General features: G+C 37.7%; 23 protein-coding genes. 7 read left to right on the top strand and 16 right to left on the bottom strand.

Annotated features, from left to right (window positions below):
- Positions 1-12 precede the first annotated feature (12 nt).
- Together MKL38_RS02355 and MKL38_RS02350 are read right to left on the bottom strand one after the other, a co-directional pair.
- Complete coding sequence (locus MKL38_RS02355; RefSeq protein ID WP_270902373.1) at positions 13-1833, bottom strand: ABC transporter substrate-binding protein; 1821 nt, start codon at positions 1831-1833, stop codon at positions 13-15.
- A gap of 18 nt (positions 1834-1851) precedes the next feature.
- Positions 1852-3630 (bottom strand): ABC transporter substrate-binding protein, encoded by a 1779-nt coding sequence (locus MKL38_RS02350; protein ID WP_270902372.1) that lies wholly within the window; start codon positions 3628-3630, stop codon positions 1852-1854.
- Between the two features lie 782 nt (positions 3631-4412).
- Here MKL38_RS02350 and MKL38_RS02345 point away from each other — a divergent pair.
- From MKL38_RS02345 to MKL38_RS02325, 5 genes are all read left to right on the top strand, one after another.
- A complete protein-coding gene (locus MKL38_RS02345) occupies positions 4413-7088 on the top strand; it encodes a TonB-dependent receptor (RefSeq protein ID WP_270902371.1) in 2676 nt (891 codons plus the stop codon).
- Positions 7089-7199: 111 nt separating this feature from the next.
- Positions 7200-7913, top strand: a complete 714-nt coding sequence (locus tag MKL38_RS02340; protein WP_270902370.1) for an energy transducer TonB — start codon at positions 7200-7202, stop codon at positions 7911-7913.
- Between the two features lie 40 nt (positions 7914-7953).
- Positions 7954-8832: a MotA/TolQ/ExbB proton channel family protein gene (locus tag MKL38_RS02335; protein WP_270902369.1), complete on the top strand. Its 879-nt coding sequence runs from the start codon at positions 7954-7956 to the stop codon at positions 8830-8832.
- A 15-nt stretch (positions 8833-8847) separates the two neighbouring features.
- Positions 8848-9270: an ExbD/TolR family protein gene (locus tag MKL38_RS02330; RefSeq protein WP_056479653.1), complete on the top strand. Its 423-nt coding sequence runs from the start codon at positions 8848-8850 to the stop codon at positions 9268-9270.
- Between the two features lie 19 nt (positions 9271-9289).
- Positions 9290-9703: an ExbD/TolR family protein gene (locus MKL38_RS02325; protein ID WP_005041054.1), complete on the top strand. Its 414-nt coding sequence runs from the start codon at positions 9290-9292 to the stop codon at positions 9701-9703.
- Positions 9704-9759: 56 nt separating this feature from the next.
- On the opposite strand, the gene MKL38_RS02320 is transcribed toward MKL38_RS02325, so the two are convergent.
- The 4 genes from MKL38_RS02320 to MKL38_RS02305 all read right to left on the bottom strand — a co-directional run bounded on the left by MKL38_RS02320 (position 9760) and on the right by MKL38_RS02305 (position 15096).
- Positions 9760-10221 (bottom strand): GNAT family N-acetyltransferase, encoded by a 462-nt coding sequence (locus MKL38_RS02320; RefSeq protein WP_270902368.1) that lies wholly within the window; start codon positions 10219-10221, stop codon positions 9760-9762.
- A gap of 99 nt (positions 10222-10320) precedes the next feature.
- Positions 10321-12486: a malate synthase G gene (locus MKL38_RS02315; protein ID WP_270902367.1), complete on the bottom strand. Its 2166-nt coding sequence runs from the start codon at positions 12484-12486 to the stop codon at positions 10321-10323.
- A 367-nt stretch (positions 12487-12853) separates the two neighbouring features.
- On the bottom strand, positions 12854-13996 hold the full coding sequence (gene zapE / locus MKL38_RS02310; RefSeq protein WP_045432689.1) for a cell division protein ZapE: 1143 nt from the start codon (positions 13994-13996) through the stop codon (positions 12854-12856).
- 77 nt (positions 13997-14073) lie between these two features.
- The gene (locus MKL38_RS02305; protein ID WP_270902366.1) at positions 14074-15096 is read right to left on the bottom strand and encodes an AraC family transcriptional regulator; all 1023 of its coding nucleotides are present in this window, start codon (positions 15094-15096) and stop codon (positions 14074-14076) included.
- A gap of 121 nt (positions 15097-15217) precedes the next feature.
- On the opposite strand from MKL38_RS02305, the gene MKL38_RS02300 reads away from it, so the two are divergent.
- Positions 15218-16765 (top strand): flavin-containing monooxygenase, encoded by a 1548-nt coding sequence (locus tag MKL38_RS02300; RefSeq protein ID WP_270902365.1) that lies wholly within the window; start codon positions 15218-15220, stop codon positions 16763-16765.
- A gap of 48 nt (positions 16766-16813) precedes the next feature.
- On the top strand, positions 16814-17725 hold the full coding sequence (locus tag MKL38_RS02295) for a lysine exporter LysO family protein (RefSeq protein WP_270902364.1): 912 nt from the start codon (positions 16814-16816) through the stop codon (positions 17723-17725).
- Here the strand turns inward: MKL38_RS02295 and pyrF are convergent.
- The 10 genes from pyrF to MKL38_RS02245 form a co-directional block, all read right to left on the bottom strand.
- Positions 17722-18420, bottom strand: a complete 699-nt coding sequence (gene pyrF, locus MKL38_RS02290; RefSeq protein WP_005041069.1) for an orotidine-5'-phosphate decarboxylase — start codon at positions 18418-18420, stop codon at positions 17722-17724. The two genes, MKL38_RS02295 and pyrF, sit on opposite strands and share 4 nt — an antisense overlap.
- 185 nt (positions 18421-18605) lie before the next feature.
- Positions 18606-18971, bottom strand: a complete 366-nt coding sequence (locus MKL38_RS02285) for a lipopolysaccharide assembly protein LapA domain-containing protein (RefSeq protein ID WP_005041071.1) — start codon at positions 18969-18971, stop codon at positions 18606-18608.
- A 25-nt stretch (positions 18972-18996) separates the two neighbouring features.
- Positions 18997-19299 (bottom strand): integration host factor subunit beta, encoded by a 303-nt coding sequence (locus MKL38_RS02280; RefSeq protein ID WP_003651488.1) that lies wholly within the window; start codon positions 19297-19299, stop codon positions 18997-18999.
- Between the two features lie 156 nt (positions 19300-19455).
- Complete coding sequence (gene rpsA, locus MKL38_RS02275) at positions 19456-21129, bottom strand: 30S ribosomal protein S1 (RefSeq protein ID WP_005041073.1); 1674 nt, start codon at positions 21127-21129, stop codon at positions 19456-19458.
- Positions 21130-21240: 111 nt separating this feature from the next.
- Positions 21241-21921 (bottom strand): (d)CMP kinase, encoded by a 681-nt coding sequence (gene cmk, locus MKL38_RS02270; protein ID WP_080026951.1) that lies wholly within the window; start codon positions 21919-21921, stop codon positions 21241-21243.
- A 10-nt stretch (positions 21922-21931) separates the two neighbouring features.
- The gene (locus tag MKL38_RS02265) at positions 21932-22372 is read right to left on the bottom strand and encodes an SRPBCC family protein (protein WP_004642638.1); all 441 of its coding nucleotides are present in this window, start codon (positions 22370-22372) and stop codon (positions 21932-21934) included.
- Between the two features lie 69 nt (positions 22373-22441).
- The gene (gene tadA, locus MKL38_RS02260; protein WP_270902363.1) at positions 22442-22945 is read right to left on the bottom strand and encodes a tRNA adenosine(34) deaminase TadA; all 504 of its coding nucleotides are present in this window, start codon (positions 22943-22945) and stop codon (positions 22442-22444) included.
- Positions 22946-22949: 4 nt separating this feature from the next.
- Positions 22950-24074: an enoyl-CoA hydratase/isomerase family protein gene (locus MKL38_RS02255; protein WP_003651483.1), complete on the bottom strand. Its 1125-nt coding sequence runs from the start codon at positions 24072-24074 to the stop codon at positions 22950-22952.
- Entirely contained in the window at positions 24071-24784 is a 714-nt protein-coding gene (gene ung / locus MKL38_RS02250; protein WP_005041081.1) for a uracil-DNA glycosylase, read from the bottom strand. The genes MKL38_RS02255 and ung overlap by 4 nt, the downstream gene beginning before the upstream one ends.
- 49 nt (positions 24785-24833) lie before the next feature.
- Positions 24834-25430 (bottom strand): 6-pyruvoyl trahydropterin synthase family protein, encoded by a 597-nt coding sequence (locus MKL38_RS02245; RefSeq protein ID WP_003651480.1) that lies wholly within the window; start codon positions 25428-25430, stop codon positions 24834-24836.
- Positions 25431-25595: the final 165 nt, after the last annotated feature.

The following is a 25595-nucleotide window of genomic DNA, read 5'->3' as shown; positions in this document are numbered from 1 at the left end:
CAGATTTTTCATTTAATGATTGGATTTAGTATTTGTATCAATATCAAAGTACATCCACTCAGCATGTAAAATTGGATGCTTTTTATATCCAATGACACGCGGCTGGGCCAACATATTTCTGTAGCGGGCATAGGATATCTGCACAGGCATATAAACTTCTAACAAACGCGTCATTTTTCGATAAAGAGCATCTCGTTCAGGACCTGATTGCATTTGTTGCGTCTGACGATACAACTGGTCAAACTCTGGAGTCGAGCCACAAGACCAGTTCGTCATATGCGTATTGGGACCATAAAAATTCTGCATAAAATTATCACCATCAGGATAATCAGCAATCCATGCAGACGCACCAAACATACCTTCACATTGTTTTTGTGCTCGAATTAGATCTGCAAAAAGCATTGGTTTAAACACCATTCGAATATTCAAACTATCAAAGTTTTTTTTCCAAAGTTCAGCACTTTGCTGACCAATACTGTCACTGCGAGCCATATATTCAATGACAAGGGGTTTCCCATTTGGTTGAGTGCGCCAACCTGATGCATCTTTTTTATAGTGATATCTATCTAACAGTAAATTTGCTGCTTTCACCGAATATGGCGTACTGGTTCTATACCGAGGGTCATATCCCACTACACCGGGTGGAACTGGAAAATGTAGACGCTCGGCATCATCATTTCTTACTAATTTAATTTCTTGATCTAGTGAGCGAGACATTGCAATTGCACGGCGTAAAGCAATTTTTTCTTTACTCATTCCCCCCACAACCGGATTTTTAAGGTTCCAATAAATATAGCTAATTTCAGGATCAACAATACGAGATAAATGCACACCTTCTTTAGCAAGTTCAGGTCTTAATTTACCGTCTTTAATCGCCTTCGCAACCAATTGCCCTTCAAGCTGAAATATATCAATCTCACCACGCTGAAATGCCAGCCATCGTGATTGGTTTTCTTCCATAACCTGAATATCAATTGTGCCTATTTGAGGCATTTTTTTACCTTTAAGGCGTTTTACAATTGCCCCATCCTCAGGGCTACTGGCTGCAAAGTTCCAAGTAAAGCCGCGATAATCAGGATTCGCTTTTAGAACGATGCGCGAAGCTGGCACCCACTTGCTCAGTACATAAGGGCCTGTACCTACAGGATGTCCCATGACAAAACCAGCTTTATCTTTATACTTTTCGATGACTTCACGCGCCACAGCACCTGTCGGGTCATGTGCCAGTAATAAAGGAAAGTTATAATCTGGTTTAACTAATCGGATCACCAAAGTGTACTTATCAGGTGTTTGTAAACCACTTACCTCTTGGTCATAGTTAAATTTTCCGGTTTTATTGGCTGCTTTTATTAATGCATCCATACCTTCAATTTTGTTCTCTAATAACCAGCTATTGGGAGAACGTAAATTCGTATCCAATAAGCGCTTAAAAGAGTACGCATAATCATTGGCCGTTAACTCTCTAGGCTTCCCTTTAAAAACAGGGTCCGGCGTAAAATAAATGCCTTTTTTAATGTGAATGGTATAAGTCAGACCATCTGCACTCACTTCGGGCATAGTCGTAGCAATATGAGGAATTAATTTTGCAGGTCTTGCTAAATAGTCATACGTATATAAAGTTTCAAATATTGAAGTGGTTACATGCGCCGAATATAAATCATGGATATAAGCTGGGTCAAAACCTGTTTCAGCTGTCGGGAATACATAACGTAAAACTTTATTTGGGTCGGCTGGGCTTTTCGCAAAAATACTTGTAGATCCAGTTAATGCCATGCTGGCAAGTAACAAACCGACACCACAATGCTTGAGCTGTTTTATTAAATTTTCAGTCATATTTATCTTTATCTAAAATTATTTTTTAACAGGAGTAATATCAAGATATTGCCAGTTTGTATTCATCATTGGGTGGGGTTTAAACCCCTGAACTTGCGGCTGTATCAACCAATTACGAATTCGAGTTACATGAATAATCCACGGATTATCAGCCTCAATCTGGCGGTTAAGCTTTTCATAATATGGAAGACGTTGTTGGGGTGGTAAATGAGTGGCTTGATTATAAAGAGCATCGTATGTTTTAGACTGGTAACAAGCATGGTTTCCTTGCCCAGCGTTTGGACCATAAAGTAATTGTGCAAAATTTTCTCCTTCAGGATAGTCAGCAATCCATGCTCCACTCCAAATCATATATTTACATTGAGTTGCAGCTTTTAAGTTATCTGCAAAGTTACTCACCTTGAAGTCAGCGCGAATGCCAATGGCATCCAGATTTTTTTTCCAAAGTTCAGAATGAATAACCGATGCTGAGCTATTTTCATTATTAATTTTTAAAACCAAAGGTTTCCCATTTGGTAAGTTTCGGTAACCATCAGCCCCTTTTTTATAACCATAATGATCAAGTAGTTTATTGGCTAATAGCGGATTGTATCCTACGCTACTTCTGTACTTCGGGTTATATCCATTTACACCTTCAGGTATAAACATTTCTGCTCTAACAGCTTGCCCTTTGTAAGCCTGTCTTATACTTTCTTTTTGATCATATGCCAAAGTAATTGCTCGACGAAGCGCTATCTTGTCTGGGCTAAAACCGCCAATTACAGGATCACGCATGTTCATCATCGTATAGGTAATTTCAGGTTCTTTATTAGGGAAATGCTTAATTCCTTTTTTTTGAAAAGATGCTTTAAGTTGTCCCTTGTCTAAAGCTTGAGGAACTGCATTCGCAGTAAGTCTATCAAAATCTAATTGACCAGACTGAAAAGCTAACCATCGAGACTGTTGCTCTTCAATAATGCTGACCACCACCTTGCCAACTTGTGGCATTTTCTTACCGCTCATTTCTTTAACAAGCTGGTTATCCCACGGCGTGCCTGTCGACTTAAAGTTCCAAACAAAACCACGATAATCAGGATTGGCAACCAACTCGACCTTACTTCTTGGAACATATTTACTTAACATGTAAGGTCCAGTACCTACTGGATGCATGCCAATACGGTCGCCGTAATAATCAACAACCTCTTTAGCAACACCACCAAATGCAATATAGGCAAGAATATAAGGAAAATTATAGTCTTGACGTGTCAAAGTGAATTGTAGAGTATATCGATCAAGCGCTTTAAGCCCTGCGATTGGCGCAGCATAATCAAACTTTCCAGTTTTCTTTGCTTGAGCTACAACTGCGTCGGCACCTAACAATTTCCCATCAATAAATGAAACAGAAGGTGCCCTATTTTCAGGATCTAAAATGCGTTTAATTGAATAAACATAGTCTTCGGCTACCAATTCACGGCGTTTGCCTTTAAAAGCAGGGTCATTGGTGAAGTAAATACCTTGTTTAATTTTAAATGTATAAACTTTACCGTCTTGTTCAATCTTAGGCAGGCTTTCAGCCGTATAAGGAACTAACTGCACAGGACGAGCTAAATAATCATATTTAAGTAATGGCTCGAAAATAACTTCTGCAATACTGCCACTATAAAAATTGGTGGTTTTAACCATGTCAAAACCATCATCAGGCGCTTCATAAGCAACATGTAATATTTTGTTTGGTTGTGCAGGCGTTTGGGCGAAAGCACAAGAAACTGATGTAATAGCCAGACTTAAAATGGCGAGCTTAAAAATTTTTAATTTCAAGTTCCTACCTACTTAATTAATATTTTAAAGATATTATCCTTTTGAGTAACATCTAAATCCGCATAAGAAAAGTTCTTTCTCAACGGACTACTTTCTTCTTTGTAAATTACTAACCGTTTTATTCAATCTTTTATTTGATCAAATGGAAAAAGCTAACAATGAAATTAGAAAGCTGTAACTATCTAATATAAAGCGAATTTCATGCCATATTTTGTGATCAAAAATAATCCATATAAAAATATTTAAAATTTACATTTTAATTAGGCACTTAAAACTTCTGGGACTATATAAATAAAAGTAAGTTTATGCCAAATATTATATTTATATAACCTATCCATCATTAACCTATAATGCACAATTAAAAGTCATAAATGTTTCATTCTAGTTCAGAAAAAATCGTTATTTTTCACAAAAAATAACAGATCAAACATTTGATTTATAAATAGAAGTATATGAAATTATCATAATGTTACGTTATACAATTACATTTAACAAAGTTCTAAAAAGATACAGAAATCGATATCTAATACATGAAGATTCAAACAATGATTATTTTTTATACAAATAAATTTGAAACTTTTCGCCAACTCATTATTTTTTTCCAAATAGAAAAATAATTTGTTTGATTCCACCCTCTGAATTACAGCCTCAACCATAATAAAATCAATATTTATCAATATTTTGCATAAACTAAAAAAAGAAAAATATATAGTTGGCACTTGCTTTGCTTAAACACTTTTCAGCAATATCGCTAACTACAACAAAAAGGGATCAAATCCACGATGAAAAAAAAATACAATGTTCGATCTCAGGTAACCCCCAAGATCGGCAAAACAATTCTTAAATTAAGCACCCTTAGTTTAAGCATGATGTGTCTTACCCTGGCACAAGCAGCAGAAACCGAACCATCCTCACCATCTGAAGACAAACCAGTCAAAGTCATAAAAGTTGCTGTGACAGGTTCATCAATTAAAGGAGTTGCTGCTCAAAGCGCTTCACCAATTACGGTAGTAAAAGTTGATGAAATTTTAAAACAAGGGGTAACTACAACTGAAGAAGCCTTAGCCAAAATTAGTGCAAACCAATCGAACTTTGTTACTGCCAGCAACGTTGGTACAAGTAAAACAGCCGGTTCGGCGGCAAACCTTAGGGCTTTAGGCGCCAATAAGACACTTGTTTTACTGAACGGTCGACGACTAGCTGCAAATGCCTATGATAGCGGTGTCACAAACTTAAATATTATCCCACTTGCAATGTTAGACCGTATTGAGGTTTTACGAGATGGCGCCTCTTCCATTTATGGAACAGATGCAATTGGCGGGGTAATTAACTTCATTACCAAAAAGCAGTTTACAGGTCTAAACTTAACCGCTGGTTATCAAAAACCAGAACAAAAAGGTGGTGAACAGCAAGACTATAGCATCTTTGGTGGCTTTGGTGATTTAGACGAAAATGGCTATAACGTTTTTGGCGTTGTGGACTATCGTAAAGGTGATGATGTCTTGGCCAAAGACCGTAAGGTCAGTCAGCGTGGAGGGATATTACCCGAATTAGGTGTAAATAGAACCAGTAGCGGTTCCTTTCCAGCCAATGTCCCTGGTTTAGGTAATCCCTATGCAGCTACAGGGTGTGGTAATGATCCTCTAGTAGCGAGCACCGATGGTGAAACTTGTAGATATAACAGCCAAGCAGTGATTGGAATTGTTCCAAAAACAGAAGATATATCTGTAATGGGTCGAGCTACTTTTAAACTTAATGATAATTTTAACGCGATTGCAGAATATTTATATGCAAGAAGTGAAGTTACCACTTCAGTTGCACCAGATGTATTTTTTGATTTGACGCTTGACCCTAGCAGTAAATATTATCCGGGAAATGGCATAACTCCGGCCCTAGCAGGCGCTACTGGAACTATCCCTCTATATCTGCGTTCACAATCGGGTAATCGGATAAGTAATAGTATTAACCAATCACATAGATTGTTTGCTGGTATTGAGGGTGAAACTCATGGTTGGGATATTAATTCAGGAGTTACCTATGCTCATAGTAGTGCATCGGATGCTATCGTAAGTGGCTATTTAAACTTTGATAAAACACAAGAAGCTTTAAACAATGGTATTTTAAATCCATTCGGACCACAAAACCCTGAAGATGCTAATGTATGGAATGAGTTAGGAGTTGAAGGTAAATACTTAAAAGCTAATCTAGATACAACTACCGTTGATTTCACTGCAAGTCGACCTATATTTAAATTACCAGCTGGAGACGTCGGTTTTGCGGTTGGAGCAAGCTATCGTTATGAAGATTGGACTTCAAAAGTCGTTACTGATGTTGCCCGAGTGGCGCCTAGTACAGGTGTCGATCCTGATGAACCAGTAAATACTGGAGATCGTAATATTAAATCGGTATTTACCGAATTTCATATCCCACTTCTTAAAACTCTAGAAGCTCAAATCGCTGCTCGTTATGATGACTACAATGATTTTGGCGATACGTTTAATCCAAAATTTGCACTTCGTTGGGAACCTATTAAACAGTTAATGTTCCGTACAACTTATAGCACAGGTTTCAGAGCGCCAACACTTTGGGAAGTTAATGGTGCAAATTCAGTTACCAATACAGGTGCGTCATATAATGATCCAGTGCTCTGCCCTGGTGGAGTTATTCAACCAGGAGGACAAAAAGAACGTGATTGTAATATGCAATTCGATAGACAAAATGGGGGTAATAAAACTCTAGATCCAGAAGAATCAAAGTCTTTTACTGCAGGCTTAGTATTTGAACCAATTAAAAATTTAGCCTTTACTCTTGATTACTTCAATATCGAAGTCGACAAGCAAATTGCAACACTTTCAGAAACTGCTATTTTTAATGACCCTGTGAAATATGCAGACAAATTTGTACGTAATCCTGATGGCTCATTAGATTATATTATTACAACACAACAAAATTTAGGTGGAATTAAAACTTCAGGCTTCGATGTAGGTTTAAGTTGGGTTTCTCCAATGACCGCTACAGGTCGTTTTGGTTTCAATATTGATGGTACATATATAACAGACTACAAATATCAAGCCGAGCCAAATGGCGAGTGGATAGGTGTTGCTGGGTCATATAGCGGCTTAGACTATCAATCGATTATTCTGCGATGGAAACATACTGCAAACCTAAATTGGAATTATGAAAACTGGGCTTTAAACCTACAACAAAACTTCTCTCGTGGGTACCAAGATCAAAATTCTAATGATCAAAACCATAGAGTCAGCGACTATACAACATACAACATTTCAGGTACCTATAAAGGCTTTAAAAATCTAGAAGTCACAGCTGGTATCAAAAATATTTTTGATGAAGACCCTCCTGCTTCTAATGTAATTGATAACTTCCAAATGGGATATGACCCACGTTACGCAGATCCTTTAGGACGTACGTACTTTGTACGAGGTACATATAAGTTCTAAATGGTTGTTCTGCAAACATAACTCTCAACAGTTAGTTTGCAGAACAAATACCCATTCTTAGTCAAACAGTTATTTAAAAAAAATTGTTTGTCTACAGTTTCAGGAGTAACTATGGGCATGACTTTTACAGACATAGAAAATAAATCTGCAAAGCGCCTTATTGGTATTGCCGCAGTGCTTTTTCTGCATCTTCTTGTTGCCTATATTCTGATGTCAGGTTTAGCAAACAATATTCAAAAACCAGCAGAAAAACCTGTGGAATTACAAATTATTCAGGATATTAAGCCACCGCCTCCTCCAAAACCAGAGGAGCCCAAGCCTAAGGAAAAACCTCCTGAGCCACCTAAAATGGTAGAAAAGGTAGCTAAAGTACCCGAGCCAGTGAAACAGGTCGAAAAAGCGACACCTGTACAAAAAGTGACTCCAGTAGCTCAACCGACAAAAGTTACCCCAACTCCAACTGCTGCACCTAGCACTCCATCACCTAGCCCAGTTGCAGCACCTGCTCCAGTGGCTGCTGCTGCACCAGCACCAAAACCTGCAGGCGTAACTCGGGGTGTTTCGGAAGGTTCAGGAGGCTGTAAAAGACCTGAATATCCACGTGAAGCAGAAATGAGTGGTGAACAAGGTACTGTGCGCATCCGAGTTTTAGTTGATACCAATGGCAGTGTTATCGAAGCAAAGGTGAAGAAGTCGAGCGGTAGCAGAATCTTAGATAAGGCGGCAACTAAAGCCTACAGCCTATGTACGTTCAAACCTGCAATGAAAGATGGCGTGCCTCAGCAAGACTGGTATGAAATTGAATATCCATTTGTAATTGAATAAACAATTGAATTAGCAAGAAATTAAAAATATTGGAGATAATATGATGAAAAAATCAACTCAACACCTAGTACGCTTCGCTTCTGCAAGTTTAATCGCAGCATGCTCTTTACTTCCATTAAGCTCGGTTTTTGCAGAAGAAACGAATACTCCTGTTGCAACAGCAACTACTGAAGCTACTTCAAATGCAAATACTCCAACTCCACCACCAAAGCCAGCAACTAGCGAAACTGTTAAAAATCCCTATGGCCTAGAAGCGCTTTGGCGTGAGGGAGATTTAGTTGCTAAATCTACTTTATTTATATTAGTACTCATGTCGATTGGTACGTGGTACATCATTATTTCTAAACTATTACAACAAGGTAAAGTCAAACGCCAAGGCAAAGAAGCTGAAAAACATTTCTGGGAAGCCACCTCCCTTGATAATGCTGCAGAAGGTTTAGAACAAACTAGCGCTTATCGTTTTATTGCAGAAAAAGGCATTAATTCAACCAAATCACACGGCGGCTCTTTACTTGAACGCATCGACTTTAATACATGGGTAAGCATTTCAATTCAACGTGCAATTGAAAAAATACAAAATCACTTAGGTGGTGGTTTAGCTTTCTTGGCAACAGTTGGATCAACGGCACCATTTGTGGGTCTTTTTGGTACGGTTTGGGGAATTTATCACGCATTAACAGCTATCGGAATTTCAGGTCAGGCATCTATTGATAAAGTTGCTGGTCCTGTCGGTGAGGCTTTAATTATGACAGCTATTGGTCTTGCAGTCGCAGTACCTGCTGTACTTGGTTACAACTGGCTAACTCGCCGTAATAAAGCAGTTATGGAAAATGTCCGTTCGTTTGGTTCAGATTTGCATGCGGTTTTATTAAGCGGAGAAATTAATACCAATAACTCCATTAACCGCAGTATTAAATAATCAGGAGTAAACATTATGGGTATGAGTGTTGGCTCTGAAGATGATGATGAAATGATTGGCACAATTAACACCACGCCTCTCGTTGATGTCATGTTGGTTTTACTTATTATTTTTCTTATTACGATACCGGTAGTTACACATACGGTTCCTGTGAAACTGCCAGAAGAAAAAAATACTCCGTATGCAACAACACCTGAAAATATTCAACTTTCTGTAAACAAGAAAGGAGATATTTTTTGGAACGAAAGTTATGTGCCTAATAAAGAGATATTGCTGTCAAAACTTCAAGCCGTTGCACAAAAAAGACCTCAGCCAGAGGTACACATTCGTGGAGATCAGCTTACCCATTTTGAGGCAATAGATCAGGTTATTAGCACGACCAAACAAGCCGGTATTGGCAAAATTGCCTTTGTTACTAGCCCTCCAGCCTCCCCGTAATTAACTTAAGGAGAATTTTATGGGTATGAATGTCGGCTCAAATAATGATGATGACGTGATGTTAGAAGTCAACATGACACCTCTTATTGATGTCATGCTGGTACTCATTATTATGTTTATTATTACCATACCTGCGCCAAACAACGCGATTAATATTAATTTGCCAAATGGCACACCACCACCAACAAATGAAAAGCCACCTGAAGTCATTGATGTGCGTATTGATGCAGCAGGCAAAGTATTTTGGAATAACCAACAGGTTTCTGACCGCACCGCACTAGAGACTTTATTTCAAGGTGTAGTTGCTAAAAAAGATCAAGACCAGATCAAACTTAAACCTGACCAAATGGCTGAATATAAAAACGTAGCAATGGTTATGGCTACAGCCCAGCGTTTAGGTGTCACTAAAATTGGAATTGTGAGCAGTAACTAATATTGCTTTTAAATCTATTTAATTCTATTAACTCCTACGCTAACTTGAATCTTCAGTTAGCGTTTTTTTTGAAGGGAAATATTCAACTCTAAAATAATATCTCCACACTCATCATGTTCTCCAGTTTCTATAAAACCCATTTTTTTATAAAGTTTATTAGCAACGTGATTAGATGATTTATACATAGTTCGAATGCGTTTAGCTCCTTTTGTGAATATTTCATCAATCGCCATTTGCAAAGCTGCGGTACCATAACCTTTGGCTTGATTATTTGCATCAATCATAAAGCGAAACAACCAAAATAATGTCTCATCAGGTGGATCAATTTCGACACAATACATTAAGAAACCAACAACTTCGTCATCAAAACAGATCACTCGCGGACAGTAATGTTCTTCCACTTTAGACTCAGCAATAGAATATACATTTGGGGCAACATAGTCTTTTTGAGATTCATCCAATGCTAATCTTGCACATTGAATCCAATTCTCTCGATTGAGATTTTTTAAATTAATCAAACTTAAAACCTTTTAGCTATAAATCTACTTTCTATAAGCACAAAATATACCGAAAATAAAAAAAGCCTCCGAAGAGGCTTTTTTTATGACAGGTTAAAATTAGTCACCTGTATAACCTTTTAACTTTAAACGAGCAGCGTGTAGTAACGGCTCAGTATAACCAGAAGGCTGTTCACAACCTTTAAAGATGAGGTCAGAAGCTGCTTGGAAAGCAATGTTAGTTTCAAAGTTAGCAGCCATTGGTTTATACAATGGATCATTCGCATTTTGCTCATCAACAATTTTTGCCATGCGTTTAAGCACTTCTTCAACTTGTTCACGAGTCACAATACCGTGACGTAACCAGTTTGCAACGTGTTGAGAAGAAATACGTAATGTTGCACGGTCTTCCATTAAACCTACGTTATGAATATCAGGGACTTTCGAACAACCCACGCCTAAGTCAACCCAACGTACCACGTAACCTAAAATACCTTGGCAGTTATTTTCAAGCTCATTGTTGATCTCTTCTGCTGACCAATTTGTTTCAGGTGCAAACGGTGGAGTCAACAAGTCGTCTAATGACAACATTTCTTCAGCTTTTAACTGATCTTGACGCGCTTTTACATTAACTTGATGGTAATGCATCGCATGAAGCACTGCACCTGCTGGAGATGGAACCCAAGCACATGATGCACCCGCATTTGGATGTGCAGCTTTAGTTGCCAACATATCTTTCATACTATCTGGTTTTGGCCACATGCCTTTACCAATTTGTGCTTTACCTTGTAAACCAGTCTTCAAACCAATTGCAACGTTACGGTTTTCGTAAGCAGCAATCCATTTTTGTGTTTTTACAGCTTCTTTACGAACAACTGGTGCAGCTTCCATTGACGTATGAATTTCATCGCCAGTACGATCCATGAAACCAGTATTAATAAAGATAGTACGGTCTTTTGCAGCAGCGATACAGTTTTTCAAGTTTACAGATGTACGACGTTCTTCATCCATAATACCGATTTTTAATGACTTCGCTGGTAATCCAATGGCCTGTTCAGCACGTTCAAATAACTCTACAGCAAATGCAACTTCTTCTGGACCATGCATTTTTGGTTTAACAATATACATAGAGCCTTTGCGAGAGTTCTTGTTTTCGTTTTCACTACGAATGTCCGCAACTGACAACAATGGTGTTACCAATGCATCCATAATTCCTTCGAAAATTTCCTCCCCATCTACCAAAATAGCTGGGTTAGTCATTAAATGACCTACGTTACGAAGTAACATAAGTGAACGACCATGAAGTTTTGTTGTTCCACCAATTAAGTTTTTAATTTCGCGGTCTTTATTTAAATCACGAACAATCGTTTTACCATTTTTCTCGATAGATTCTTGAAGCGTACCCTTCATTAAACCTAACCAGTTACGGTAGCCTTCAACTTTTTCTTCAGCGTCTACTGCTGCAACAGAATCTTCTAAATCCTGAATTGTAGTTACAGCTGCTTCAAATGTTAAATCTTTAACACCAGCTAAATCAGTTTGACCAATTGGGCTAGTCGCATCAATTTCGATAATGACATGAAGGCCATTACTTAGAAGTACAACTTCTGTAGGATTCGCATCTTCACCGTTGAAACCAACGAACTGAGCTTCATGAGCTAAACCTGCTTTTGAACCATCTTTCAAAGTTACAACAAGTTTATTTTGCTCAATCGCATATTTTGTTGCGTCTGCATGTGAACCTTGCGCAAGCGGAAAAACTTCATTTAAGAAATTTTTAGCGAACTCGATAACTTTTGCACCACGTACAGGATTATATCCTTTACCTTTTTCAGCTCCGCCTTCTTCAGAAATTACATCGAAGCCGTAAAGTGCATCATATAAAGAACCCCAACGAGCATTTGCTGCATTTAAGCTATAACGTGCATTACGTACAGGCACAACTAACTGCGGCCCTGCCAATAATGCGATTTCTTCATCAACATTTTCAGTTGTAATTTGAAAATCTTCAACTTCTGGCAATAAATAACCAATTTCAGTTAAGAACGCCTTATAAGCACCTAATTCAAATTTGTTGTTACGGTGCCATTCATCAATTTTTGCTTGTAATTCATCACGCTTAGCCAATAATGCTTTATTTTTTGGGCTAAGGTCGACAACAACTTGCTCAAAGTTCTTCCAGTAAGTTTCACTATCTAAACCAGAACCTGGTAAAGCTTCATTTTCGATAAAATCGTAAAGTTCTTTAGCAATCGCTAACTTGCCTTTTTGAATACGTGCAGTCATTGTCTTTCCTGAAGTTGCTACTTTTTATACCAAGAGAATCCTAGTATACCGATTTAAATTAAGCTGAATACTAATATCACATTCCTAAATAGTAAGCATTTTCCCTTGTAAAACTATTGACAAAGATAAATTTTTCTATATAGAAAATATTAAAATTCTAACTAGGATTCCCAACAATTTATTCAATATTTAAAGATACTGAAACTAGACTTTTTGTTAACAGACAAAAAATTTCACTATCTTATTTTTCTAAAGCGTATTTAGTTATATCAAACTTTGCAGCTTGAAAAAGCACTATTTAACGAAATTTATCTATTTTTGTTGTAAAAAAAAGCGCCCTATATAGAGCGCTTTTCATATCTATTTTTTATGCGTTTTTAGCTTCATCAATATGGCGATGTTCTGAATGCAAATATTCATCAGATTGCATTTCTAATAAACGCGAACGAGTACGCTCAATTTCAAATGCTAACTTTTCACCTTGATAAATATCAATAATACTATCTTGAGAAGTTAAAAGTAATTTTACTCCACGGTCATAAAACTCATCGACTAGATAAATAAAACGACGTGTGCCTTCAGACAAGAAATCTGTTAAATGAGGAACATTACTCACCAGAACCGTATTATAAATATTTGCAATTTCAATAAAATCTGCTGGGCTACGTGGTTTAAAGCAGAGTTCAGAAAACTCACACCACAGTACATCTTCTGTATGCCCTAGAGTCTCAACAATACGATTATTGATTACAATAGGCTCTTGAGAATGAGCTTGTGTATGAGTTAATGCACTGAAACGTTCAGACATCCAGTTTTGGACTTCATTACTTAATGGTGATTTAAATAATTGAGCTTGTTTTAATACGCGTAAACGATAATCCACACCTGCATCTACATTTAAAATAGAGCAGTTCTTTTTAACCATTTCAATTGTTGGCAAGAAACGGTCACGATGAATACCATTTTTATATAAGCCGTCTGGTGCAATGTTTGATGTTGCAATTAATGTCACGCCACGAACAAACAATTTTTGAAATAAATCACTTAGAATCATTGCATCTGTTACGTTTGACACAAAGAACTCATCAAAACAAATAACGACTGCATCTTTATAAATTTGGTCAGCCACAATTTCAAGTGGATTACGTTGGCCTGAAAGCTTATTTAGCTCTTTATGAACATGTTGCATGAAATGATGAAAATGCATACGTGTTTTACGACGAAACGGCACTGACTCATAAAATTGATCCATAAGCCAAGTTTTTCCACGACCTACACCACCCCACATATAGACACCTTTAGGTGATGTTTGGCGGCGAAAACGACGGAAAGCTTTTTTAGAGGCTTTATAACGGTTTAAAAGTTCTTTCCATACGCGATCTAATTCTTGCACTGCCTGTGCTTGCGCTTCATCTGCCATAAACTGGCCTGAAGCTAAAGCCTCAGCATAGCGTTCTGCTGGGGAAGAAGGTGAGAATGCAGTACTATGAGAAGATTTTAAATTTAACATATCGTTTTATTTCAATTTTAACTGATAGGAGTATAGCGAACATTTTGTTCAACCACATTAGCTTTTAGCATCAAGAATTACGACGATGACTCTTTGCCATATTGTCGAGGACTCTGTCCAAACCATCGTTTAAATGCATGATTAAATGCCGCTGGTTCAGAATAACCGAGTAAGTCGGCAATAACTTCTATTGAGTATTCTCTATATTCCATAAGCTTTAATGCCTTATTCTTGATAATTTGTTCACGAATTTGCTTATAACTCGTATTTAACTGTTGCAATTGATGCCTTAATGTCCTTTCAGGCATTTTCAATGCAACAGCAGTTTCCGCCATGCTCGGGATAATACCTTGTTGCAACTCAAGATAATCTTGCACACATTGTATGATATGTGGAGTTTGGTGATCTTGTTGATTTAATCTTGTTATTTCTGTAATACATTTTGATTCATAAATACGATGTGTAATGATATCTGCTGAGGGAATCTTAATTTCAAGCACATCCTTGCTTAGGCTAAATGCTGCATATTTACCATTAAAGTGCACATCATCGCCATAGTATGCAAAATAGCGAGATAAAGTATCTGAGTCATTTGGTTTTTCAAACGGAAGTTCTATGCGCATAGCGGGCATTTGTAATCCCATCATCGTATAAATATCTTGAATAAATTTATAAGTTCCTGAAACTTCACATTGGGCCCGCAACTTGCCAATTTGTGTTTTCAAATCAACAGGCAAATAACTTAAAATTGTACGCTCATCAGTTTCATATAGGCCTAAAGCACCAAATAAATGAGTAAGTTTTTGATACTTTATCCCTTTATTTAATGCAGTTTGAACATCATTACTTGTTACAAGCAACATGAGCAATGGTCCATAACCGGCTAAAGCATAATGCTGTCCAATAAATAGGCCCTTTTCAGGCTCAACATTTTCACTAATAATTTGCTGAATATCCCATTCTAGGCGATCATGAATTGTGGAACTCGGATCTAAAGCATCAACCTTAATTCCTATACCAGCCAAACGTGAGTCGACATCAATGCCTGCATTGCGCATTCCTTGAATTAAATACATTAAACCAAGTATCGACCGTTTCATTCTTCTATCAATTTCCCTAGACTCAAATGTTTTACTATAAACAAGAAAGAAAATTAATTGCCGAATCTATCAATTTTCACGTCGATACAATCATGTTTAAACTGGTTAAAAAACGTTAGTCTTGCCTGCAATCCTCCTTTTAGCTTATGCAGGGTTTCCAATGCTAAACGCAAAGCAAGATGCTATTCGAAAAACTAAAATCGCTATTATTGGTGCTGGATTTGGTGGCCTAGGAATGGCAATCCGTTTACTGCAAAATCAACAGCAAGACTTTGTTATTTTAGAAAAATCAAATGATGTTGGCGGAACTTGGCGGGAAAATCGCTACCCAGGTGCAGCATGTGATGTTCAATCTCATATGTATTCCCTCTCTTTTGCACCTAAAACTGACTGGTCAAAACGTTACGCTGAAGCACCAGAGATTTTTCAATATATTCAAGATATTACAGAAAAATATAAGATTAAAAATTACTGCAAGTTTAACCATGATGTAAGCAATATCCAATATGATGAAGCACGTCATGTATGGACTCTAGACTTTAAAAATCAGCCTTCTATTGAAGCTCAATTTGTTGTTTTTGCTTCTGGTCCTTTACACATTCCGCAAATTCCCCATATTCAGGGTATCGAAAAATTTAAAGGCAAAGTTTTCCATTCATCACAATGGGAACATGGCTATAATTTGAATGGTAAATCAGTTGCATCTATTGGTACAGGTGGTAGCGCAATTCAATATATTCCAGAAATAGCTGGAGATGTTAAGCAGCTCTATGTATTTCAAAGAACGGCAGCATGGGTAATACCACGAGATGAACGTAAATACTCCGGTTTGAGTAAAGCATTATTCAAATCTTCCAATATTTATCGCCAAATTCATCGTAGTCGTCTTTATTGGAGTAATGAGTCACGTGTTGTACCGATTGTTCAACCTCGAATCATGAAATATGGTCAAAAGTTGGCAGAAGCTTTCATTCGCTTCCAAGTTAAAGACAAGGAAGTAGCTAAGAAACTCACACCGGACTTTGTGATGGGATGTAAACGTATTCTTATCTCAAATAAATACTTCCCTACATTTAACCGTAAAAATGTTGAGCTAATAACGGATAGCATTCAAGAAATTAAAGAAAACAGTATTGTTACTAAAGATGGTAAAGAACGGCCTATTGATTGTTTAATTTACGGCACAGGTTTTATAACTGACCCACGTATTTACTTAAAACATTTCACTTGTATTGGACGCAATCAAATCGAGTTAAAACAGGCATGGAAAGATGGTGCAGAAAGTTATTATGGCATTATGACTAAAAACTTTCCTAACCTATTTCAATTAGTCGGCCCTAATACAGTATTAGGGCATAACTCAGTTATTTTTATGATTGAATCTCAAGTAAATTACATTTTACAGCTCATTCAACTTGTAGAGAAATCTGGTCAAAAAGCAATTGAGATCAAACCAGAAGTTCAAGATGCTTTTAACGAGCGGGTTCAAACTCAGCTTCAAGGGACTGTGTGGCAAGCTGGAGGCTGTAGTAGCTGGTATCAATCTGCCGATGGAAAAAACTTTTCGTTATGGCCCACCTATACATGGAAGTATTGGTTAGAGACGCGTAAAGTTAACCCAAAAGATTACCTACTCTTAAATAAAAGCTCACAGAGCTATGCAGCTTAAAATGTTCAAGACATAATAGGTGGGTTAAAACAATCCACCTATTATTATATGCAATCCTTTTATCTTATCATTCAAATTTTTTTAGCACTTGCTTTCGGCTATTTTCTAGCACCTAGACTATCTCTAAATATCCGACAGTTTATTTTTAAAATACTACCCTATTTTTCTTATATTCTCTTAGCAAGTGTAGCTTTAGAGTTAACACTGGCACTTGATCAAATTGAGAACCCTTCTGCGATACTTCCACCAGCTATAATCATTGCACTTACCACATCTTTTGGTTCTTTTTTTACATGTTTATTGGCTTATACAATTTTTGATAAACAAAGTGTAAAAGGAAAAATCTCACTTCAACTTTTTGTAAATGCTTTAAAGAATATTGCAAAAGCCTTTCTTGCCTTAGGCGTCGGTGTTCTATTGGGAGCTATTGTCACTCAATTCAATTCACATATGGCATTTAATAGTTGGTATTTATTATTACTGTTTATTTTCTTAATTGGTATTGAACTTGCATTTACTCATTTCAACCGTACGTGGTTAAGCTGGAAGGTTTTAATTGTACCTTTAGCTGCTTTTATAGGGTCATGTATTGCTGGCTTCTTAAACTACTTTTTGCTTAACAAGCATTTTGCACTGAACGAAACATTAGCATTAGCACAAGGTTATGGCTGGTACTCGATGTCAGGGATCTTATTTACGCAATTACATTCGGCAGAACTAGGTGGCATCGCGCTATTGACTGATTTATTTAGAGAAATTGTTGCTATATTTTTAATGTATACCATGGGATGGCGTTTTCCTCGCCCTGCTATCTCAAGTGCTGGCGCAACGTCAATGGATGCTACCTTAGCAATGGTAAAACAGTCATGCGGTACACATTATGTACCACATGCCATGATGAGTGGCTTATTGTTAAGCCTACTCGCCCCGTTATTAATTAGCTTATTTCTAAATTTTTAAGCAATTGAAGCAAGAATAGATTTCAGCATTTCTGTTGGATCTTCTGCTTTAGTAATCGGTCGACCAATTACCAGATGTGTAGAACCATCAAGCATAGCCTGCTTTGGAGTTACAATACGTTTTTGGTCGTCTGCATTAGAACCCTCTGGGCGAATACCTGGTGTTACCAAAGAGAAGTCTTGCCCAATTAATTCACGAAGAATCTTAGCTTCTTGAGCAGAACAAACTACACCATCTAAGCCACTTTCTTTAGTGAGTTTAGCTAAGCGCTTTACATGCTCTACAGGTTCAACATCCAAACCAATATCTTTTAAATCTTCTCGACCCATTGATGTGAGTACTGTCACAGCAATAAGCTGGGTTTGATAGTTACCTGCTTTTAAACGCTCCACACAAGTTTCCATCATTTTACGGCCACCTGAAGCATGGACATTTACCATCCACACTCCTAGATCAGCTGCTGCACAAACAGCCTGAGCGGTAGTATTTGGAATATCATGAAATTTAAGATCAAGAAAAACTTCAAAATTTTGTTCTTGAAGTTTTTTTACAACAGATGGGCCTTCATGAGTAAAAAGCTCTTTACCCACTTTTACACGGCATAAAGTAGGATCAAGTTGTTCAACAATTTTTAAAGCGTCATATTGGCTTTTTGCATCTAACGCAACAATGATACTCAAGAGACTTTCTTCCATCACATAAAATCAGCGTCATTATAATAGACAAGTCATCAAGTAATAAAGGAATGTATAAGGAAGGCTTTCAAATTTAGAGACAATAATGTCACGGGGACTAATTTTTAGAAAAATAAAAAGAAGAAAACACTTATAAATTAAGGAATATACTACTCTTTATTCGAGAATAAAGAGTAGTTTTCGAATTATAGCGGAGTAGAGTTTTTATCTTGAGGATAAACATCTAAAACGGTTTTTTCATGTCTTACATTTGCAGCGGCTTCTGCTGCTGCTAATTGAGCACTTTGAATCTGTTCTTTTCTCAAATGGTCAATATCTTTACGAAGACGTTTAATTTCCCAGCTTTGTTGAAACACTCTGAAAACCTGAACACCTAGCAAAAGACCGACCACCGTTCCAAGCACTAATGTGAGTAGCAATAATAAGCCTAATCGCATAGCTGGAACTTGAGTAAATAGCAAATCAACAGACAGCTCTGTTGGATTTTGCAATACAAGGGCTAAAGAATAACCAAATACAACAATAAGCAATGCAATTAAAATATAACGCATAGGCACCCCACTTATAAATTTTTATTTATTTTCCGGATTCATTGACTGCATCACGCAGTGCTTTCCCGGGTTTGAAATGCGGAACAGCTTTAGCGGCCACTTCAACTGATCTTCCTGTTTTAGGATTGCGACCAACTCTTGGATCACGGTGGTGTAAAGCAAAGCTACCAAAACCACGGATTTCAATTCGATTATCAGTTGATAGTGCTTCTATCATTTGATCAATCATAATTTTAACCGCTTCTTCCACCAAAGGTTCAGCTAAGTGTGGGTTTTTTAGCGCAATGCGTTCAATCAAATCAGACTTATTAAGAGCTTCAGTAGTCATCTACGACCTCGTTATTTATTGCTACTCTATGTCGTCTGATAATAACCTGTTTAAATACAAAACGGTAGCGCAGTATGTTGAATACTAGGCTACCGTTTACAGTAATTTGTATAAAAAGTACAATTCCGTTACATGAAACTGTACTTTGTTAACCTATTACTTCATTTGTGCTTTAATCAAGTCACCAATAGTCTTAGGACCATTTTCTTGACTTGTTGTTGCTGTACGTAAAGTAGCAACTGCTTCTTTCTCTTCAGCTTCGTCTTTTGCTTTAACAGACAAGTTGATAGAGCGAGATTTACGATCAACGTTGATGATTTTCGCTTCAACTTCTTGACCAACTTCTAAGAATTTAGTTGCATCTTCAACGCGGTCACGGTTGATTTCAGAAGCTTTAAGAGTAGCTTCTACTTCGTCAGCTAACTTAACAGTTGCGCCACGAGCATCAACTGCAGTTACAGTACCTTTAACTAAAGCACCGCGTTCGTTAGCAGCTAAGAAATCATTGAACGGATCGCTGTTCAATTGCTTGATACCAAGGCTGATACGGTTACCTTCAGCGTCTACAGACAAGATAACAGCTTCAACAGTGTCACCTTTCTTGTAACGACGAATAGCTTCTTCGCCTTGCTCGTTCCAAGAAATATCAGACAAGTGTACTAAACCGTCGATACCGCCGTTCAAGCCGATGAAGATACCAAAGTCAGTGATAGACTTGATAGTACCAGATACTTTTTCGCCTTTCTCATGAGCTTTAGCAAACTCTTCCCATGGGTTAGCACGAGTTTGTTTGATACCAAGGCTGATACGACGACGTTCTTCGTCAACTTCAAGAACCATAACATCAACTTCATCACCAATCTGAACAACTTTAGATGGGTGGATGTTTTTGTTAGTGTGGTCCATTTCAGAAACGTGAACTAAACCTTCAACGCCTTCAGCGATTTCAGCGAAACAGCCGTAGTCAGTTAAGTTAGTTACACGAGCTTTAACGATAGAACCTTTAGGGTAACGGCTCATGATCGCTAACCATGGATCTTCGCCTAATTGTTTAAGGCCTAAAGATACGCGGTTACGCTCACGGTCAAATTTAAGTACTTTAACAGTAACTTCTTGACCAACTTCAACAACTTCTGAAGGGTGCTTGATACGTTTCCAAGCCATATCTGTGATATGGAGAAGACCATCAATACCACCAAGATCAACGAATGCGCCGTAATCAGTAAGGTTCTTGATTGTACCTGTAACTGTTTGACCTTCTTCAAGTTGAGCAAGTAATGCTTCACGGTCAGCAGAAGATTCTGCTTCCATAACAGCACGACGAGATACAACAACGTTATTACGTTTAGCATCAAGTTTGATTACTTTAAACTCTAACTCTTTACCTTCAAGGTGAGTAGTGTCACGGATAGGACGAGTGTCAACTAATGAACCTGGTAAGAATGCACGAACAGGACCGATGTCAACAGTGAAACCGCCTTTAACTTTACCAGAGATAACACCAGTAACGATTTCGCCATCTTCAAAGATTTTTTCAAGTTTAGTCCAAGTTTCAGCACGCTTAGCTTTTTCACGTGATAAAACTGTTTGACCCATACCGTTGTCAAGAGCTTCAACAACTACGTCAACAGTATCGCCAACTTGAACTTCAAGTTCACGTTGTTCATTTAAAAATTCAGCACGGTCAACAATGCCTTCAGACTTTAGGCCAGTGTCAACAGTTACCCAGTCGCTATCGATGTTTACAACAACACCTTGGATGACTGCACCCTTTTCAACGTTGAGGTTTAATTCACTTTCTTCAAAGAGGGCTGCAAAAGATTCGGTCATGATATACCTGATAAATTCAGCGGTCTTGGATCAGACAAGGCCGGTTTAGTTAAGTATCAACATAGTCTTTATAAACTGATCAAGCTATGCGTCAACTGATAATTCTATTTGCTAAATGGTACGGCTATCGACATAATCAACCATCAACTTAAATACCTGATCGATCGTTAATTCCGAACTATCAATGATATAAGCGTCTTCGGCTGGCTTGAGTGGAGCAACTTCTCGCTCCATATCTCTTTTGTCACGCGCCTGTATATTAGCTAAAATGTCGTTTATTTTAGCATCTAGGCCCATGCCCTGCAACTGTTTTACTCTTCGCTCGGCACGCGACTCAGCTGAAGCCGTTAGATAAATTTTCGCATTTGCTTCAGGAAAAATAGCTGTTGCCATGTCACGACCATCTGCAACTAAACCGGGATTTTGTGCAAAAGCTCTTTGTCGCTCAAATAATGCCTGTCTAAGTTCTGGAATTGCTGCAACTTTCGATGCATATTCACCAACCCGTTCTGTACGAATTGTTTGAGATACATCTTCGCCATCTAGAAAAACTAAAATCCCGGCTGCGGAAGTTTCAAATTTAATATCCAGTTGACGTGCATATTGAATACATTCGTCGAGCTGACTGTCTAATTTCTCTAATAAATCGTGTTTATGTAATGACAACCCTAATAAACGATATAAGGCACCAGAATCGAGTAAATGATATTGATAATGTGCTGCAAGTTTTGCGGCCAATGTTCCTTTACCCGAACCACTCGGACCATCAATAGTAATAATTTGAACTGTCATTGAACTCTCACTAAGAAGCAATTGCTTTAGCTAATCTCGAAAAGCCTAGTGTAATGGCTAGTTTTAGCTGTGCAAGGATTAATTTACTTACCACTGGAGCTTTTGCTGTTAACTCGATGCGGTATGTAACTAAAGTTATATATGGGGTAATTTCAGAAAACTCGATTCGACCTAAATGGTGTTTAATCAAAGGATTGTCTATTAATTTATATTCAATGCTTTTATTTTCTTCAAGCAATGTAATTTCTTCTTTAAGTGGTTTGATTGGACCAAATCCCATACGACGAACTGAGCCTAAACCATCAGGTCTTTTAGAATCTGCTGAGTCTTTTACTCGTACAACTTGTAACGGTGCAAAAGCAGTATTATAAGTTGCATGTTTAGAGAGCAAGTTAAATACATCACCAAGAGGAGCATTAAATTCTTTTTTTACAGTAATTACATTACGCATGGGTGTTCCTTATTAAATAGAATCATGGCAGTAAAATCGCGTTAGTTTGCCATAAGCTCATGTTACTTTTTAATCATTTAAGGACGTTTTTTGTTGTTTTTCTAGTTTCTTTTGCTCACGTCTTTGTTTAAAAAAATGACTGAGTTGTTGAGCACATTTTTCTTGTAAACAACCATGCTCAAAGGTAAATCTGTGATTGTAATAACCATGTTGTAGTAATTGACGAGCGCTTACCAATGAACCTGCTTTAGGTTCTGTTGTACCAAAAACCACATGTTTGATTCTTGCATGTACTAATGCGCCTACACACATTGTGCACGGCTCAAGAGTGACATATAAAATTGCATCTTCAGGTAATCGATAATTTTCTAATGATAAACACGCTGCACGAATAGCCTGAATTTCTGCATGTGCAGTTGGATCTAACAAACTAATTGGAGCATTATATCCCGATCCAATCACTCTATTTTGGCTCACCACAACCGCTCCAACGGGGATTTCACCCTGCTGAGCGGCTAATTCAGCTTGCTCGTAAGCAAGCTGCATCCAATATTCATCACTATATTCAGTCATGTATTTAGGTGATCACACCATGTTGTCTAAGCAAAGCATTCCAGCTATCTATTGAGGTAACTGGTGGACAATCAGCTAATATACCTCTTAGGCTTAGGTCTTCACATGGTTTCCATTCTGGTGATAAATCTTTATCAACCAAGCGTGCACGGACACCTTCTACAAAGTCAGGATGACGAATTTTCCACTCAGAAATCTGAGCTTCTAAATCAAAGACCTCATCCCAAGAATGTATTTGTTTACCCCATTGCCATAGCAACCAAGTAATTGCCGCAGTACTAGGAGATCCTTTTTGCAAGTTCTCACTCGCTTGGCGGAGCCAATCACTGCTGGCATCACGCAAGCTAACAATAGCTTGGTAATCTTGTTCAAAATTAAAACCACGACAAACGCTATGAATCACATCTAGCGAGTTTTGCAACGGACCTGCCGCAACAGGACGATGTAAACTATTTAAAGTATCATCAATTGCGCGGAAATCCCCTGCAGGATAATGAGCCCAATTAATATTTAAAACTTTTTGCAAAACATTATCACGCTGTGCTTCACAAATATGTGTTGCCCAACCGATGCTATATGCTCCAGCGGCTGTCATGATTGAACCAGTTAAACCAGTAAACAAACCTACTGGACCACGATCTGCCAGGAAACGGCTCGCCCCGACATCTGGATATAAACCAATATTAATCTCAGGCATTGCCAAACGAGAATATGGGGTTACTAGACGGAATGGTGCTGCCATAAACAAGCCCAAACCACCACCCATAACATAGCCTTCACCCCAAACAACCACAGGTTTAGCATAATTATGTAAGAGTAAGTCTAAAGCATATTCTTGCTGAAAAAATTTATTCGCAGTATCTACTTCTTGATTTATAACAAGTTGACGCAATTTTCTAACGTCGCCACCTGCACAAAAAGCTTTTGGTGTAGTTGAATCTAACCAAATTGCTTTAACGCTCTCATCATCACGAAAATCTTCAAATACACGTAATAATGCCGTTACGATTGACTCATCTAAAGCATGCAATGATTTAGGACGATTCAAACGTACTATACGCCAGCCGTTTTTTGCTTCTTCAACCACCAAGTCCGGGTGATAGTTATTTACATTGGGAGAGTTCATCATGCGTCCAATTGCCAGTCTATGGGCTCAATGCCATGTTGTTTCAAATATTGATTTGTTTTTGAGAACACTTTGCATCCAAAAAAACCACCTCTATTTGCAGCAAGAGGTGATGGATGTGCGGCGGTTAAAACCAAGTGTCTATCTCTATTTATACGTTGTCCTTTGCGCTGTGCATAAGCACCCCACAAAATAAATACCACATGTTCTCTTTGCTCATTCAAAACATCAATTACTTCATCAGTAAATGCTTCCCAACCTTGCTTTTGATGTGAAGTTGGCTGCCCAGCTTCAACAGTAAGCACGCTGTTCAGTAAAAGCACCCCTTGTTTAGCCCATTTCGTTAAGTCACCATGGCGAGGAGCTGGGATACCCAAATCTGTATGCAATTCATGAAAAATATTACGTAAAGATGGTGGTAATGCAATACCTTTCTGAACAGAGAAACTTAATCCATTCGCTTGGTTCGGTCCATGATATGGATCTTGTCCCAGAATAACGACCTTCACATCAGCCAATGGTGTCGTATTTAGAGCACTAAAGATTTGTTTACTCGGTGGATATATTATTTTTTGTGCTTGCTTCTCTTGAAATAAGAAATCGCGCAAATTATCCATTTGAGGACTTAACAAAAAAGGTGCTAAAGATATTTTCCAGCTTTCTTCTAATTGAACTTTACTGAGTTTATCTTGCTGTTGCTCAGTTAATTGCATTAATGTCATCCTAGATCAATTTTCAATTCTACAAATAGAGTAATTCGATTTACACTTCGACTTGCAAATCAACTTGAGGATTATTAAATTTCATCCCTTTTTTCAAGTCTTCATACATTTGCGGATTTGCCCACTCTATCTGAATTTGTTCTGAAAAAACAATTCCATCAAGACTTAAGATACCCATTTGTTCGTTTTGAATATCTTCAATAAAGCTTTGAGCATATCCAGTATCGGTCTCATGAACAATAACTGAATAAACCTCAACATCACCTTCCCCATTTTGAGTGATTGTTGATTGCAAAACTTGCTGAGCTAAATAAAAGAAAATACGAGAAAACTGTTCGGCTGAGGGTGAAACCGGTAAAGAAATCCAGCGAGCACTAAAAGTCTGACAAGCATCAATATATTGAGAATCATCTTTTTCCCAAAAACAGATTGCATGATCAAAGCTATCGATAAGGTCTTTTATTACCCCTTTTAAAAGCCCAAAATCATAAACCATTTGTCCATGATCTAATTTCGAAGCTTTAAGTAATAATTCGACTTTATAGCTATGTCCATGAATTGATCGCTTACAACGATCCGATGTACAGTTACGTACAACATGTGCATTTTCAAACTTAAATAACTTGCGAATTAACATGTGCCAAATCGATCATTCCTTCTAAGAACATTATTATAAAGCAAAAGACAAAAACTTCGCACCACTTTTCAATTAGAAACAATTAGCGAAAAGTATGATAAGACTTGTGAAGAAATATTGAAGATAAGCATATGGAAAATTTATATTTATTCTATTATGTCCATT

This window comes from Acinetobacter sp. AOR14_HL, assembly GCF_027855175.1.
Lineage (GTDB): Bacteria > Pseudomonadota > Gammaproteobacteria > Pseudomonadales > Moraxellaceae > Acinetobacter > Acinetobacter calcoaceticus.
Note: the sequence above shows the minus strand (reverse complement) of the source record. Positions and strands in the feature narration are given on the sequence as shown.

Bases quoted from the DNA above. Each gene is read 5' to 3' on its own strand.
- MKL38_RS02355 (WP_270902373.1), bottom strand. From the start codon at position 1,833: ATGACTGAAAATTTAATAAAACAGCTCAAGCATTGTGGTGTCGGTTTG.
- MKL38_RS02345 (WP_270902371.1), top strand. From the start codon at position 4,413: ATGAAAAAAAAATACAATGTTCGATCTCAGGTAACCCCCAAGATCGGC.
- MKL38_RS02340 (WP_270902370.1), top strand. From the start codon at position 7,200: ATGGGCATGACTTTTACAGACATAGAAAATAAATCTGCAAAGCGCCTT.
- MKL38_RS02335 (WP_270902369.1), top strand. From the start codon at position 7,954: ATGATGAAAAAATCAACTCAACACCTAGTACGCTTCGCTTCTGCAAGT.
- MKL38_RS02330 (WP_056479653.1), top strand. From the start codon at position 8,848: ATGGGTATGAGTGTTGGCTCTGAAGATGATGATGAAATGATTGGCACA.
- MKL38_RS02325 (WP_005041054.1), top strand. From the start codon at position 9,290: ATGGGTATGAATGTCGGCTCAAATAATGATGATGACGTGATGTTAGAA.
- MKL38_RS02315 (WP_270902367.1), bottom strand. From the start codon at position 12,486: ATGACTGCACGTATTCAAAAAGGCAAGTTAGCGATTGCTAAAGAACTT.
- zapE (WP_045432689.1), bottom strand. From the start codon at position 13,996: ATGTTAAATTTAAAATCTTCTCATAGTACTGCATTCTCACCTTCTTCC.
- MKL38_RS02305 (WP_270902366.1), bottom strand. From the start codon at position 15,096: ATGAAACGGTCGATACTTGGTTTAATGTATTTAATTCAAGGAATGCGC.
- MKL38_RS02295 (WP_270902364.1), top strand. From the start codon at position 16,814: ATGCAATCCTTTTATCTTATCATTCAAATTTTTTTAGCACTTGCTTTC.
- pyrF (WP_005041069.1), bottom strand. From the start codon at position 18,420: ATGGAAGAAAGTCTCTTGAGTATCATTGTTGCGTTAGATGCAAAAAGC.
- MKL38_RS02285 (WP_005041071.1), bottom strand. From the start codon at position 18,971: ATGCGTTATATTTTAATTGCATTGCTTATTGTTGTATTTGGTTATTCT.
- MKL38_RS02280 (WP_003651488.1), bottom strand. From the start codon at position 19,299: ATGACTACTGAAGCTCTTAATAAGTCTGATTTGATTGAACGCATTGCG.
- rpsA (WP_005041073.1), bottom strand. From the start codon at position 21,129: ATGACCGAATCTTTTGCAGCCCTCTTTGAAGAAAGTGAATTAAACCTC.
- cmk (WP_080026951.1), bottom strand. From the start codon at position 21,921: ATGACAGTTCAAATTATTACTATTGATGGTCCGAGTGGTTCGGGTAAA.
- MKL38_RS02265 (WP_004642638.1), bottom strand. From the start codon at position 22,372: ATGCGTAATGTAATTACTGTAAAAAAAGAATTTAATGCTCCTCTTGGT.
- tadA (WP_270902363.1), bottom strand. From the start codon at position 22,945: ATGACTGAATATAGTGATGAATATTGGATGCAGCTTGCTTACGAGCAA.
- MKL38_RS02255 (WP_003651483.1), bottom strand. From the start codon at position 24,074: ATGATGAACTCTCCCAATGTAAATAACTATCACCCGGACTTGGTGGTT.
- ung (WP_005041081.1), bottom strand. From the start codon at position 24,784: ATGCAATTAACTGAGCAACAGCAAGATAAACTCAGTAAAGTTCAATTA.
- MKL38_RS02245 (WP_003651480.1), bottom strand. From the start codon at position 25,430: ATGTTAATTCGCAAGTTATTTAAGTTTGAAAATGCACATGTTGTACGT.